This window comes from Sediminicola luteus (assembly GCF_040566555.1).
Classification (GTDB): Bacteria; Bacteroidota; Bacteroidia; order Flavobacteriales; family Flavobacteriaceae; genus Sediminicola.
On sequence record NZ_JBEWYP010000001.1, the window covers coordinates 779478 to 794510 of the forward strand.

13 protein-coding genes and 1 tRNA gene are annotated in these 15033 nt (G+C 38.3%); 5 read left to right on the plus strand and 9 right to left on the minus strand.

The genetic code is table 11. The annotated features are described in order from the left end of the window. Nucleotides 1-2 precede the first annotated feature (2 nt). From ABXZ32_RS03515 to porV, 8 genes are all read right to left on the minus strand, one after another. A complete protein-coding gene (locus ABXZ32_RS03515; protein ID WP_354617274.1) occupies nucleotides 3-1082 on the minus strand; it encodes a mannose-1-phosphate guanylyltransferase in 1080 nt (359 codons plus the stop codon). A gap of 11 nt (nucleotides 1083-1093) precedes the next feature. Further along, on the minus strand, nucleotides 1094-1696 hold the full coding sequence (locus ABXZ32_RS03520; protein WP_354617275.1) for a SprT-like domain-containing protein: 603 nt from the start codon (nucleotides 1694-1696) through the stop codon (nucleotides 1094-1096). Next, entirely contained in the window at nucleotides 1697-2377 is a 681-nt protein-coding gene (locus ABXZ32_RS03525; protein WP_354617276.1) for an SDR family NAD(P)-dependent oxidoreductase, read from the minus strand. Continuing rightward, nucleotides 2377-3420, minus strand: coding sequence for a M28 family metallopeptidase (locus ABXZ32_RS03530; protein ID WP_354617277.1), 1044 nt, complete (start codon nucleotides 3418-3420; stop codon nucleotides 2377-2379). The genes ABXZ32_RS03525 and ABXZ32_RS03530 overlap by 1 nt, the downstream gene beginning before the upstream one ends. An 83-nt stretch (nucleotides 3421-3503) precedes the next feature. Next, complete coding sequence (locus ABXZ32_RS03535; RefSeq protein ID WP_354617278.1) at nucleotides 3504-5159, minus strand: pyruvate dehydrogenase complex dihydrolipoamide acetyltransferase; 1656 nt, start codon at nucleotides 5157-5159, stop codon at nucleotides 3504-3506. A gap of 4 nt (nucleotides 5160-5163) precedes the next feature. Next, nucleotides 5164-6162 (minus strand): pyruvate dehydrogenase (acetyl-transferring) E1 component subunit alpha, encoded by a 999-nt coding sequence (gene pdhA, locus ABXZ32_RS03540; protein ID WP_062055849.1) that lies wholly within the window; start codon nucleotides 6160-6162, stop codon nucleotides 5164-5166. 165 nt (nucleotides 6163-6327) lie between these two features. Further along, nucleotides 6328-6813, minus strand: coding sequence for a cytidine deaminase (gene cdd / locus ABXZ32_RS03545; RefSeq protein ID WP_354617279.1), 486 nt, complete (start codon nucleotides 6811-6813; stop codon nucleotides 6328-6330). Between the two features lie 67 nt (nucleotides 6814-6880). Beyond that, on the minus strand, nucleotides 6881-8026 hold the full coding sequence (porV, locus tag ABXZ32_RS03550) for a type IX secretion system outer membrane channel protein PorV (protein WP_354617280.1): 1146 nt from the start codon (nucleotides 8024-8026) through the stop codon (nucleotides 6881-6883). 431 nt (nucleotides 8027-8457) lie between these two features. Here porV and gldJ point away from each other — a divergent pair, with 431 nt between their 5' ends. From gldJ to ABXZ32_RS03570, 4 genes are all read left to right on the plus strand, one after another. Beyond that, nucleotides 8458-10122, plus strand: a complete 1665-nt coding sequence (gene gldJ, locus ABXZ32_RS03555) for a gliding motility lipoprotein GldJ (RefSeq protein WP_354617281.1) — start codon at nucleotides 8458-8460, stop codon at nucleotides 10120-10122. A gap of 783 nt (nucleotides 10123-10905) precedes the next feature. Next, nucleotides 10906-11076 (plus strand): DUF6747 family protein, encoded by a 171-nt coding sequence (locus ABXZ32_RS03560; RefSeq protein ID WP_354617282.1) that lies wholly within the window; start codon nucleotides 10906-10908, stop codon nucleotides 11074-11076. Between the two features lie 592 nt (nucleotides 11077-11668). Beyond that, complete coding sequence (locus tag ABXZ32_RS03565; RefSeq protein ID WP_354617283.1) at nucleotides 11669-11839, plus strand: DUF6747 family protein; 171 nt, start codon at nucleotides 11669-11671, stop codon at nucleotides 11837-11839. 241 nt (nucleotides 11840-12080) lie between these two features. Beyond that, on the plus strand, nucleotides 12081-13355 hold the full coding sequence (locus tag ABXZ32_RS03570; protein ID WP_354617284.1) for a UDP-N-acetylmuramoyl-tripeptide--D-alanyl-D-alanine ligase: 1275 nt from the start codon (nucleotides 12081-12083) through the stop codon (nucleotides 13353-13355). A gap of 182 nt (nucleotides 13356-13537) precedes the next feature. Here the strand turns inward: ABXZ32_RS03570 and ABXZ32_RS03575 are convergent. Continuing rightward, nucleotides 13538-13612: transfer RNA gene (locus ABXZ32_RS03575), tRNA-Val, on the minus strand. Nucleotides 13613-14015: 403 nt separating this feature from the next. Between ABXZ32_RS03575 and ABXZ32_RS03580 the strand changes: the two genes are divergently transcribed. Further along, nucleotides 14016-14999, plus strand: coding sequence for a carbohydrate kinase family protein (locus ABXZ32_RS03580; RefSeq protein ID WP_354617285.1), 984 nt, complete (start codon nucleotides 14016-14018; stop codon nucleotides 14997-14999). The last annotated feature ends 34 nt before the right edge of the window (nucleotides 15000-15033 follow it).

The following is a 15033-nucleotide window of genomic DNA, read 5'->3' on the forward strand; positions in this document are numbered from 1 at the left end:
AATTAGGCATGCTGGTCGCCAAACTTTTCTTTGACGGAATTCAATACTTTTTTAATATCCTGTTCCTTTGATTTTGGATATATCAGGAGCACTTCTTCCTTATCAACAATAATATAGTCCTTTAAGCCGTCTACAACAACAATCTTATCTTTTGGGGTACGAATCATATTGCCATTGGCATCCTCGGCTATAACCTTACTATTGACGATGGCATTGTTATTTTCATCCTTATCTAACTTATCATAAAGGGAACCCCAAGTACCTAAATCATTCCAATCAAAGGTAGCTGGCAAGACAAAAATAGATTTAGACTGTTCTAAGATAGCATAATCTATTGAAATGTTTTCTGCCTTCGAATAATTCTCCTGAATAAAGGAACGCTCCCCTGCGGTGTTATAAATAGGCATTCCGTCTGCAAACAATTTAAATTGGGAGGGCTGAAATGCTTTAAAAGCATTGACGATTGTGGAAACACTCCACATAAAAATACCGGCATTCCATAAGAAATTACCCTGTGCCAAAAATTCTTTAGCAGTTTCATAATCAGGTTTTTCCCTGAATTGATCTACTTTCTTCAGCGCATCGGTGCTACCTTTCTGATACTCTATATATCCGAATCCCGTATTTGGAAATGTTGGCTTAATACCCAAGGTGCATAGCGCATCTTCTTTTTCACATTTGTCAAAACACATCTTCACATCCTTTGCAAAGGCATCTTCATCTTCAATCCAATGGTCACTTGGTGCGACGATCATAACTGCATTGGGATTCATTTTTTGAATCTTAAGTGACGCATATAAAATACAAGGGGCGGTATTTCTCATGGCAGGCTCAAGAACCACTTGATCTTGCTTAACCATAGGCAATTGTTCCAACACAAGGTCATTATAACGCTCATTGGTCAGGATCAATATATTTTCTGTAGGTATAAACTTGTTCAACCTTTTGAACGTTTTTTGGATAAGGGTATCCCCTGTTCCAAGCATATCATGAAATTGCTTTGGATTATCCGATGTACTGATAGGCCAAAATCTAGATCCTACGCCCCCAGCCATTAATATGGCATAATAATTCTTATTCATGGTCAATATTTTTAATCTGTGATCAATTCAACCTCTGCATTGGGCTGAAATATATATACTTTCCCAGTAGCTATTTCAATACATTCGTACCGTTTCACCCTTTTGTTCCCTTTTTTAAACAGCTTGCCATTATAGATCCTAAAGACACTGCCTATTGGTAGTTCAAAAATATAGGAATTATCCTTATTTTGACTATCAAACTGCTTTAAAGCGATAGATAATTTAGCATCCGTATCACTACTTGCTTTTGGGTTTTTAAAATGGTTCGCCAACAATGGCAGGAGTTTTGATGGAAATATCTCGGGCCTGATAAAAGGCAACATCAAATATTGGAATGTCCTTTTCCATTCTATCCCATGTGGCAATATTTGTCTTCCATATTTTTCAAATGCCACTAAATGAGCTATTTCATGAACCAAGGTTATCAAAAAACGATACTTGTTCAGGGAAGAGTTTACCGTAATATGATGCAACCCATTGGGCAATCTCCTATAATCCCCATGCCTTGTGACACGCTCATTTACAATCTTAAGATGCACCCCGTTATCCTTGATTAAAACCAAACAAGGTTCAATCGCTCTTTCAGGGAGGTATTTTTTTAAAACATCGTTCATTTAAGGGGTACTGTTAGATACCTGAAGCATTTTTCCGTTATATAATTTATGTCCTGTTAAGGCAAAATCTTTTATATATGTGGCCATTTCAAGGGCAGTCACCGGAGCTTGATAGCCGGGAAAGGCCTCTTCCAACATTTCTGTTTGTACGGCCCCCAAGGCCAACACGTTGAATGAAGGTCCATTTTCTTTAAATTCCTCGGCCCATAATTCCGTTAAGGTGATCACAGCACCTTTACTTGAACTGTAAGCGGACAAACCAGGAAATTTTGCACTACCCTGTACCCCACCCATGGAACTAATGGTAACTACATGTCCGCCTTTGGACATATAGGGAATGACACTCTGTGTAATATGGGCCACGCCGAAAACATTTACCCGATAGACCTCTTCAAACTCATCCATGCCGGATTCCAAAAATGGCTTGTTCAGTAATTTCCCCGCATTGTTTATAAGGACATCCACGGTGGTCCAATTTTCAGAAATATAGCCTTCCATCCTTTCAATATCTTCCTTTTTGGCGATATCGAAGGAAAAGGCGGTAATGTTTTTATGTTCGAGTTCTTGTATGGGCTTTTCATTCCTGGAGAGCGCCAGGACCTGATGGCCTTCATTTGCAAAAAGCTGGGCCATTTCAAAACCTATGCCCCTACTGGAACCTGTGATGATAATATTTGACATTAATTGTATTTTATTTCTTTGGTAGGTGCATTGATAATATTTTCCAATACGGGGCTCATCTTATTAACGAAGTTCGCCATATGTTCATAATCCATCAGCTCTGCCTCGTCCCCTACCTTGTGATAAAAATCAAAATTGGTAAAATCGAACGTACAATAGGTTTGTGATGGTACAGCAAATTCCTTATCAAATGGATAATTGTCCGAACGCTGGAAAAGGTTGTACTCTTTTGCTGTGGGCAGGAACCCTACCAACTTTTCCTTGGCATACCTATTACTAATGGCCGCTAAATTCGACTTTTCATATCCGGTAACATAGACATAGTAATCCTTTTCCACTAAGGGTACCCCGACCATTTCGAAATTCAACATGGTATAGAGATCAAGATTTTTGGACTTTAATCTTTTTGCCAGATGGGCAGACCCCAACAGTCCTTTCTCCTCCGCACTGAACAGGGCGAAAATTATACTCCTTTTATTGTTTTTTTTGTTCCCGAAATACCGGGCAAACTCCAACACCGTTGTTGTGCCCGAAGCATTATCATTTGCACCGTTGGCTATTGCATCCCCATTCACTGGAGCAATTATACCAATGTGGTCATAATGGGCCCCGATAATCACAAATTCATTCTTAAGTTTAGGATCAGTACCCTCCAAAACCCCAACTATATTATAGGCATTGGAATCAATATTGGTAAGGGTATCCTTGTAGGCAACAAAGTAGGGCATGATATTGTTTTCTTTAAATACACCTTCAATAAAATCTGCGGCCTTTTCTATACCCTCACTACCAGTTTCCCTGCCCTGCAATTCATCTGATGCCAAGAAATCCATTATTTCCCCGATCTTGTCCTTATCAGCAAACGCAGGGATCATTCCGCCATTGTCGGATGAACCATAAGCCTCAGCATTATCAGTAGTCTTTACAATTTTCCCTTGAACACCTGCGGGACCTCCTACAACACCTGTTTGGGTCTCCATATTTTGTGCCGAGCCACAACCTACCAATAACGCTAAAAGTGCAATCCAACTAAATTTCTTCATCGATTTGATTTTGGTTTTAAAGATAAAAAAAAGCACCCCAATATCATTGGGATGCTCTATAATATAATTTCAAACTATTGTTGTTATGCAAGCATGGTAACGGGGTTCTCTAAAAACGCCCTTAGTGTTTGCATAAACTGTGCTCCAGTAGCACCATCTACAGTTCTATGATCACAAGCCAAGGTAACCGTCATGGTATTACCTACCACAATTTGACCGTTTTTAACCACCGGCTTTTCAACGATTGCACCTACAGATAATATCGCAGAGTTGGGCTGGTTGATAATGGAAGTAAATTCCAAAATTCCGAACATCCCAAGATTGGATACTGTAAACGTACTACCTTCCATTTCTGCCGGAGTCAATTTCTTGTTCCTTGCTTTTCCTGCCAAATCACGTACAGATGCGCCAATTTGAGTTAGGCCCATTTGATCCGTAAATTTCAAAACAGGAACCACAAGTCCATCTTCAACAGCAACCGCAACTCCAACACTTATATGGTGATTGTAACGGGTGGAATCCCCATTCCATGAAGTGTTTACTTGTGGGTGCTTCCTTAGAGCCATGGCACATGCCTTAACCACCATATCATTAAAAGACACTTTAGTATCTGGCAAGCTATTGATCTGTTCTCTTGAAGCTTTGGCATTATCCATGTCCACTTCAATAGTGAGATAGTAATGAGGGGCGCTAAATTTAGATTCTCCCAACCTTTTTGCGATTACTTTTCGCATTTGGGAATTTTTCACCTCTTCACTACTTTCCTCACCTATAGGTGCGGCAAACGTCATACTTTGTGCTTTTTCAGCAGGAGCGGCAGTTTGAGCCGGTGCTGATGCGGCAGCCTTTTGAGTTGGCTGATAGTTCTCAATATCCTTCTTCACTATCCTTCCGTGATCGCCACTTCCGGTAACAGTTGAAAGATCGATGCCTTTTTCATCCGCTATTTTTTTCGCTAAAGGAGAAACAAAGATTCTCTTACCATCACTTGCGGCTACAGGAGCAGAGGCAGGAGTAGATTTTTCTTCGTCTTTCGCCTCGGCTTTCTTTTCAGTTTTCGCTGCGGGTGCCTTTGCACCACCAGATGAAGCTCCACTCAAAATGCTTTCTACATCGGTGCCTTTTGGACCTATAATTGCCAAAACAGCATCAACAGGAGAAGATTCACCCTCTTTTATCCCAATATACAATAAGGTACCGGAATAGAATGATTCAAATTCCATGGTGGCCTTATCTGTTTCGATCTCTGCAAGGATATCTCCTTCTTCAACCTCATCACCCACTTGTTTCAACCAGGAAGCAACAGTTCCTTCTTCCATGGTATCACTTAAACGGGGCATTTTTATTATTTCAACACCCTCTGGAACTTCAGATGTTCCAGCGGTACTTTCAGAAGTTGCATCATCAGATTCCGATGGCGCTTCCGCTTCTTCTTTTTTTGTTTCTTCTGATTCAGTTGAAGTTGCTGAGTCCCCGCTCAAGAGTCCAGAAATATCTTCTCCTTCTTCTCCAATAATTGCCAATAGGGAATCAACAGGAGCTCCATCACCTTCTTGAATGCCAATATGAAGTAACGTACCCTCGTGAAATGATTCGAACTCCATTGTAGCCTTATCAGTCTCGATTTCGGCTAAAATATCACCTTCCTCAATTTTGTCACCTACTTTTTTAAGCCACTTAGCTACCGTACCTTCTTCCATGGTATCGCTAAGTCTTGGCATATTAATTACTTCTGCCATCTACTTATAATTTATGTGGTAAAAATGGATAATCCTCTTGCTCGTATACCATGTCGTACAATTGTTGTACTGGTGGGTAATCTGATTCGTCCGCGAATTTCTCACATTCGGTAACCAAGTCCTTTACGCGCTTGTTGATTTTCTTGATCTCATCATCGGTAGCATATTTGTTTTCCTTGATAATTTCCAGCATTTGATTGATAGGATCTATTTTCTTGTATTCCTCAACCTCATCTTTCGTTCTGTAATGTTGCGCGTCTGACATAGAGTGACCTCTATATCTATATGTTTTCATCTCTAAAAATGTTGGTCCACCACCACTTCTGGCTCTTTCCACCGCTTTGCTAACTTCCTTGGCCACTGTTTCCGGATCCATACCGTCCACTGGTCCACAAGGCATTTCGTAGCCTAAGCCCAATTTCCAAATATCAGTTGAAAAAGATGTTCTGGCCACAGAGGTACCCATAGCGTAACCATTATTTTCACAGATAAAAACAACTGGAAGTTTCCAAAGCATTGCCAAGTTGAAACTTTCGTGAAGTGATCCTTGTCTAACAGCACCATCACCCATATAACAAAGGGTTACCGCTTCTCTTTTAAAATATTTGTCGGCAAAAGCCATACCAGCTCCCAAAGGAATTTGGCCCCCTACAATTCCGTGACCTCCGTAAAATCCTTTTTCCTTTGAAAAGATATGCATGGAACCTCCCATTCCCTTGGAGGTACCTGTAACCTTACCATACAACTCTGCCATTACCCTTCTTGGATCTACGCCCATTCCGATAGGCTGCACGTGATTACGATAGGCTGTGATCATCTTATCCTTAGATAGGTCCATAGCATGCAAAGAGCCTGCTAAAACTGCCTCTTGCCCATTATACAAGTGCAAAAAGCCTCTTACTTTCTGTTGAATATAGACTGCGGCTAGTTTATCCTCAAATTTTCTCCAGAACAACATGTCCTCATACCACTTAAGGTAGACCTCTTTGGTTATTTTTTTCATTAATTCAGTATTTATTGAAGCTTATGTATCAAACAAGGAAACAAAAATACACATAAATTCAATAGAGAAAAAAAATTGAAGAAAAAGCTAGCAAGAAACCACAAAAAGGCAGAAAAATATGAAATAAGGGCTCTATCTGTAAATCCCTAAGGCTTACTAATGAGATTAACCTAAAAACGACTTCCCAAAAGCCAGTGGGAGAATATCCCCAATGGAATTACATTTAAGAACTTCACCGGTCTCCCCCATTAACATCAATTTAATAGGAGTTTCTTGCTTTTGTTCGTATTCAGATATGGCCTGTCTGCAATTACCACAAGGCGCAGCTGCCTCTTTAACCACATACTTTTCAGAAGTTGCCGTTATGGCGATTGCCTTGATGGTTACCCCAGGATATTTGGCCCCTGCGTAGAATACCGCTACCCTTTCGGCACACAGGCCGGAAGGATAGGAAGCGTTTTCTTGATTATTTCCAATTACAATTTCACCATTTTCCAATAGTACGGCGGCACCCACTAAAAAGTTGGAATACGGTGCATATGCATTTTGTCTGGAAGCAACAGCTGCTTTCATAAGTTTTTGATCTTCTACCGACAAATCGTCGAAGTTGTCAAAAACGGTCATCTCAAAGGAAATGGTCTGTTTTCTCAAGGAATATTATTTTAACGGTTATTGTATGGTTTCAAATATACTATAACCAATAGGAAGCTTTGTTCTATTAATCGTTTAAAAATTCTTCCCCTAAATTAAAGGTAAGTGAAAATCTAAGTGTATTCTCCAATGGGTTCTGCACCTTGGAAGAAGAGAACAGGTACGATAGGTCTATCTGTGTAGCCTTAAATTGGAATCCTGCTCCCAATGTAAAGAATTTTCTAGATCCCTTATCTTCGCTCTCATTAAAGTACCCGGTACGTAACATGAAGGCATTTTGGTATTTATATTCCAGACCCAAAGCCCAGGTAACTTCTTTTAATTCTTCACTAAATCCATCAGGAGCATCACCAAAAGATTCGAACACTCCGCTAAAGAATCCGATTTTTTGATACTCTTCGTTATCAGCCGAATCCACATCCCCGTCGCCATCAAAATCTCTTGGGGTTGGCACCAATAGTTTATTGAATTCTGAGGTTATTCCCAAAACATTATCTTGATCCAGTATAAAATCAAAACCGGCACCGAACTTTAAATTGGTAGGTAAGAAGTTTCCTTGTCCGCCTTCATCATATGCAATTTTACCTCCAAGATTGGACAGGTTGAAACCTGCCCTCCATCTACCGTCAAAATTATTGTATGCTATTTCCCTGGACCGATAATATCCGGCCACATCAACCGCAAAAGAACTCGCTGCCTGAGAATCTGCACCGGCATCGTCTTGGAATTTTAAATTGGAACTAATGAACCTTCCACCTACTGCCATGGAAAAGGTCTGACTCAATTTCAAGGAATATGAACCATCCAGTGCCAATTCATTTGGTTTAGCGGTGGTCCCTGGATCATTGGCAAATTGTCTTAATTCTATTTCACCCAAAGTAAAATAGCGCAAGCTTAAAGCAAAGGCACTTCTGTCATTAAGCTTGTTATAGTACCCTGCGTTTAATAAGGCAATATCTGTAATAATACTTTCCAAATAAGGGGTGTAGCTCAAGCCTATTCCCATTTTCCGTTCCGCAAAAGCAAATTTTGCCGGGTTCCATTGCTGTGAAAAGGCATCTGTAGAAGTTGCAACACCCATGTCTCCCATACCAGCTGCCCTAGCATCTGCTGCAATAGTTAAAAAAGGAACAGCAGTTGTGATTACACGGTTTTCTTGGGCGGATAATTTACATACCAATACGAATAACGTAAGCGTCAATATTTTTTTCATTTTCTACTTTTGATTAAGCCAGTTCTCAAAAATGCTCAATTAATTTGAATAACTAAAATAAATTAGATGTATTACAACTTAACGAACATTTTGACGATATCTTATGTTCTTATTAAAAAAAACGATGATCCTACGGATATCCTCCGTTAAATAACAGTTTTATTCCTATCCTTGGTCAAATATAAGCACTTCTATGTACCCAAAAAGAATAGAGTTCTGCCATACTATTCTTGGGTTTATACCGTTATGGATTTTGTAAGCATGTACTATACGTGAATGAATGGCCAGAATTAATGAAAAAAAATGGAAAAGTGTAAAATATTATGCGCTTATCATCGTTCTAATAGCCAAATGCGAATCAATTTAAATCAAAATACGAATCCCAAACTACTTAATAGCAGTTTATATTTTTTTGAACTCAAGTCCTAATTATGAAAAAACAATTTATCAAAGTTGTACTCTCTTGTATAGTGGTAGCAGGAACTTTTACCAGTTGTAGTAAAAACTCCTCTTCATCAAAGAATACGTCCAGAGCTACCGGCTGGAAAATTAATGACAAAGATGGTGGTTTCCAGTTCAATTCAGACTTTAAGGAGCAAGAAACGGCTCCAGGTCTTGTTTTTGTTGAAGGTGGAACTTTTACCAAGGGTAAGGTACAGGATGATGTTATGCACGATTGGAACAACACGGCTACCTCTCAACATGTTCAGTCCTTTTATATGGACGAGACAGAGGTTACCAACGTGATGTATCTTGAATATTTAGACTACCTAAAAAGTGTTTATCCTCCAGACAATCCTCAGTATGCACATATTTACACAGGTGCCTTACCTGATACTTTGGTGTGGAGAAACAGATTAGGGTTCAACGAAACAATGACCAACAACTACCTGCGTCATCCTGCATATGCAGAATATCCAGTAGTAGGTGTGAATTGGGTACAGGCTACACAGTTTGCCGAATGGAGAACAGATCGTGTTAACGAGGTGATGTTGGAACGCGAAGGTTATTTGGCACAAGAGGCAAAATATAAGGCCCTTGATGGTGAAGGTAGTGGTACTTTTAGTACTGAAGCCTATTTGATGAGACCAGAATCTGTCTACAATGGCAGTATTGATTCCCTTCAGGGCAAAAAACAAAAGGATTCAACAAATGTATTCGCCAAAAGAAGCAGTGGGATTATATTACCAGAATATAGACTACCAACAGAAACTGAATGGGAATATGCCGCACAGGCCCAAATAGGACAAAGGGAATACAACAACTATAGAGGAAGAAAAAAATATCCATGGGAAGGTGACTACACAAGAAATGGACAAAGAGTTGGTAGGGGCGACCAATTGGCCAACTTTAAACAAGGAAAAGGTGATTATGGCGGAATTGCCGGGTGGTCCGATGACGGAGCTGACATAACTGCTGAAGTAAAATCATACAAAGCCAATGATTTTGGACTATATGATATGGCAGGTAACGTTTCTGAATGGGTTGCCGATGTTTACAGACCTATTGTAGATGACGAAGTAAGTGACTTCAACTATTATAGAGGAAACGTTTATATGAAATCTGCCATTGGAGAAGATGGTAAGGTAAATGTACTAAGGGATGAAATAGTTTACGATACTTTACCAAACGGAAAGATCGTAGCAGTTAACCTTCCTGGAGAAGTAAAAATGGTACCTGTTGATGAGCAAGAGACCTATTTAAGAACAAATTTCTCTTCCAGTGACAATAGAGGTTACAGGGATGGTGAACCAGGATCAACGAGATATTATGACCAATTCAGTGATGATGAGGAGGACAACAAGAAAAAGAGTATGTACAATTCTCCAAATCATAAAATTGAAGTAGACTCTATTGGTAAATTGGTTGGAAAATACGACAAATCAAATGATAGAAACACCTTGATCAACGATGAAGTAAGAGTCTTCAAAGGTGGATCATGGAGAGATAGAGCTTATTGGTTAGATCCTGCACAACGAAGATACATGCCTCAATATATGGCCACTGACTATATTGGTTTCAGATGCGCCATGTCCAGAGTAGGTTCTAAGTCGAAAAATAAAAACAAGACTGTAAGAACTAAAAAAGCTAAATAAGCTAAAACAAATCTTAAATATAAAAAAGCCCTGTTCGCAGGGCTTTTTTTATGCGTTGAAATCTGGATCAAAAATATAAAAAAAGAGCCTGGTAAAAAAAAGGCACCTCCAAAGAGGCCAGCCTGTAGCCTAAGAGCCGATTATAAAAAGACACATGGCATATTAAAAGTACATAATGCATTCCTTAGGCTACATAGCCCCCATACTTCATTTAATATCTTCTAATTAATGAACAATGCCATTGGCTTAGCCGCTATCAATGTTTGGATGGACACCTCTATTACAGTCAAAATCGTATAGCACCCATCTATGGTACATCTCCTAAAACAAGTTGTCCGTCTATAACAATGGATAATTCCTGCACCATTATACGCCAATTGAATACCTAGACCCTATTTGATTGCAATCATAGATGATCAGACTGCTTAATCGTTAATCTCAAATCGTTACTGATCATACCATTACTTTGACTGAGCTAAATTTTATAAGCCTTGATCAACCAATAATTCAAGTTCCCAATCAAAAGTGATAGAGGATTTAGTGATACAGCACCTGCATAAACAGCTAAAAAACAAATAATTAGAATTCTTAATATCGGTGACTAAGGTGTTTTATCCGTTAAAATACCTACACAAAAGCGTATTTCAACCCCTTAAAGCTGCATTTCATCGAATTGTACCAATATTTTGTAGGAAAGGCCTTTATAGTATAAGAACCAAAACATTAACAAGCGTTCATATTTACATTAACAAAATTGAAATAACAATCTAAATACCCCAGATCATGAAAAACGTATTATTAGTAAAAGAGATTTATTCAGAAGCTTTTAGAAATTTAGGAAGTAAGTTTACAAAGCATTCATTTAAGGCATTGACACTTTTATTCGCTTCTAGTTATTTAATTGCATTATATGCATTGGTTTTTAGGATTTCCACGGGTTTTGCTTTTGAGTAGGATTAAGAGCAAAGGGTTTTGTAGAAACGTCCCACTTAGGGACGTTTTTTTGTTTTAGGGCATTGAGCGCATACTTTACACATCCTAATCAATAAGAGAGCTTCTATATCTCTGATTCTCAAACCCAACAACTTAGTTAGGCCGCCACTCCTCCTATCTCTCCCATTTGATTGTAAACAATATTAATGGTATTTCCGTAACAGATACTCCTTCCAGAATACTCTATTTAGCTAATTATGTCCTTTACTAATTCAGCAACTTTGTGGACACCCTCCTTTTCTTACAGAATTGTTCCGGGCAGATTACGCATTTTTCTTATCCCGCACCTTTCCTATCCGCCTGGTATTGGCTCTTTTACCCTTATTTACACGACTCTAATTTGCTTAATTTCAACAATTTACACCTACACATAAACGATAATATTAACCGTTTATCTGTAAAAATACAGCATTTCAACCCCCAATACTTGTATTTCATCGAATATTTAAAATAATATGTAAGAATCCCCCTTCTATATAAAGAGCATCACGTTAACAACTGTTCATCTAAATATTAACATTAACAAATTAGAAAATTTAAATATCCCCAAATCATGAAAAACGTATTATTAATCAAAGAGATTTATTCGGAAGCTTTCAGGAATTTAGGAAGCAAAATTGCAAAACATTCATTTAAGGCTTTGGCTTTTTTCTGTGCATCAACATACTTTATTGCACTTTATGCATTCGCCTTTAGGGTTTCTACAGGTTTTGCTTTTGACTAGGGTACAAAAGCAATAGGTTTCGGTAAAAAAACACTCCTTTTGGAGTGTTTTTTTATGTTCAAAATTTTCTTTAAAATAGGTCTTATATAGTTTTTCCAATGTACTCTTTTCTTATAGGAGTTACCATGGCAGATTATTATATAAATACACCTAGTATAAATTTATATCTAAAAAAAAGTAAGATTTTCCTTTTTGGTTTTATCTTGCCTTTATATTTAATTATAACATCACCTTTTGTTAAATGACCATACAGGAATTACATCAGATATATTTAGAATCCCCTACCGTAAGCACAGATACGCGAAAAATAACGGAGAATTGCCTCTTTTTTGCCCTTAAAGGTGATAATTTCAATGGAAATGAATATGCACAAGATGCTATAAACAAAGGAGCCCGTTACGCTATAGTGGATGATCTTACCTATCATACCCCAGGAAAAACTATTTTAGTAACCGACACGTTAAAAACGCTTCAGGAGCTTTCCAATTTCCACCGTAGCTATTCATCTGCAAAGATCATAGCCCTTACTGGCAGCAATGGTAAAACTACCACCAAGGAATTGATTAATGCTGTACTTTCCACGAAGTACAAAACAGTGGCTACTAAAGGCAACTTGAATAATCACATAGGGGTTCCATTAACCCTTTTAAATATTAAACAAGACACTGAATTGGCAATTATTGAAATGGGGGCTAACCATAAACTGGAAATTCAGTTTCTTTCTAGTTTGGCAGAGCCCGATTTTGGGTATATCACCAACTTTGGCAAGGCACATATTGAAGGCTTTGGAAGCGAAGAAGGGGTTATTATTGGTAAGTGCGAACTTTACCAATTCTTGATTGAGCACAGGAAGCCAATATTTTTTAATGGAGATGATCCCATCCAAAGAGAAAAATTAAAGGCATATCCACACAAATTAGGTTTCAGTCAGACTGATCCTGAATTAATTCAAATTAAGAACTTAGGTGCCAATCCTTTTGTAGCCCTTGAGTATGGAGGCGCAAAAATACAATCCAACTTAATAGGCAATTACAATTTCACCAATTGTGGTGTCGCTGTTCTAATCGGTAGCTATTTTGATATTCCGCTGGCCGAAATTAAGAAGGCGATTGAAAATTACCAGCCACAGAATAATCGATCACAGATTATTCAGAAAAATGACAACCAAATTATTTTGGATGCCTATAATGCCAATCCAACCAGCATGAAAGCTGCTTTGGAAAACTTCACCTCGATGGATGGGAAGAATAAAACGGTTTTTATAGGAGACATGTTCGAATTGGGTGAAACAGCAGCCCAAGAGCATCAAGACATCGCAGATTTGGCAGCAGCTTCAAAATTTGATGCCGTTTATCTGATAGGGGAGAATTTTTTTAAAACACAAAGCCCTTTACAAAAATATAGAACCTTTGACGATCTTTCCAAGCACCTAAAAAATAATGTCCCTAAAGGAAGTACCATTCTTATTAAAGGATCGAGAGGGATGGCCTTGGAGCGAATTTTGGAAATTATTTAAATTTTTAGACCGACTAGGCAGGAATTCTAGGGTTAATAACCAGGACTAGTACAAGTCCAAATTTTGATAAACTTTGTTCCTATCGTTTAGAAGAAAAATCATTTGCCCTTCACTATAATCATAAGTCTTGTGCGGAAATAAAAAATCCATCCCATAAAAAGGGATGGATTTTAGAAGTGATGTGGGACATACTGGATTCGAACCAGTGACCTCTGCCCTGTCAAGGCAGCGCTCTAAACCAACTGAGCTAATACCCCTTAATTTAGGTTGCTAATGTAAAACTTATTTTAGATTAGAAAAACTATAAGACCTATAACTTTAAATAGTGTTGCCTACTTCTATCTAGTTTAAAAGAATATCAAATTTCCAGAAATTGATACAACCTTTTCAGTTATCGGGCTTTCTTACTATTACCTAACTTGCTATATAACAACACTCTTAAGAATCCTTGCCAACATGAAATCACATGTATGGGCAAATAAATCTCCTTTGGATTCAATTGGGGTATATTTCCAATTTTATTCGGTCAACAAGAAATAAGAAGTGCGCTTTGGGCCCATGACCAAAAATTAATCATTGGAAAATCCAAAAAAATCGTATATTTTAGGATGAACCTTAGAAAACGTTCACAAAGATTTGAACAACAAAGCAAACCAACCCATGGCAAAGTATAATATCGCGGTTCTTGGCCCAATTCCAAGAGATCACATTACAACCCACCGAGGAGAGATAATAGAAAAGTACGGTTGTGCCACACATACTGCCATTGGGCTATCCCAACTATTAGGAAATGAAGGCACTGTTCATTTGGTGTCGCATGTTAGAAAAAAAGATGAAGGGCCCATAAAAGAAATTCTATCCGCCTATCCCAATATAAATACAGAGAATATCACCTCGGATATGGATCAGGGCGATGTAATAAGCTTAAAATTTATTGACCAGAACAACAGGTTGGAAAAACAAACAGGATTTATGAATCCCATTGTTCCGGAAGATCTTAAAACACTATTGCACTGTGATGTTTTTGTATGTGTTCCCATTACAGATTATGAGGTACCACTTGAAACTTTAAAATATATAAAACATAATAGCAAAGGCACTATTATTTTTGATGCCCATGGCCCCACCAATACGGTTACAATGACCGGAGATCGACTTGTGAAATTTTGGATAGATATGGATCAATGGCTCCCGTTTATCGACGTATTAAAAATGAATCTTGAAGAGTCTAAATGCTGTTGGTTTGAAAAGGAATACGAATTGGAAAACCTAATTCATGTCAATGATGAAAGTACAGACCATTTAGCTTCTTTTGCAGAGCATTCATTGAACAAAGGTATAAAGTCTTTAATCGTGACCTTGGATGCCAAAGGGGGAGCTGTTTTCTTTAAAAAAGACAACAAGGTGCATCATGAAATGGTGCCATCTGTGAAGGTGAGCCATGTAGTGGACACTACAGGCTGTGGTGATTCTTTTGCGGGCGGACTCGGATATGGCCTACTACAGGATAAGACCAATTACATTAGGGCGGCCAAATATGCAAATGCCTTGGGAGCTCAGAGAACACAAGGTCGTGACTTTAGCGTTTTTAAAAATATCGAAGAGACCAACAAGATCTTATTGGAAACCTACGGCATCGTTTAAGATAAACATAAAAACAAGCTTCTATTAAGAAGTG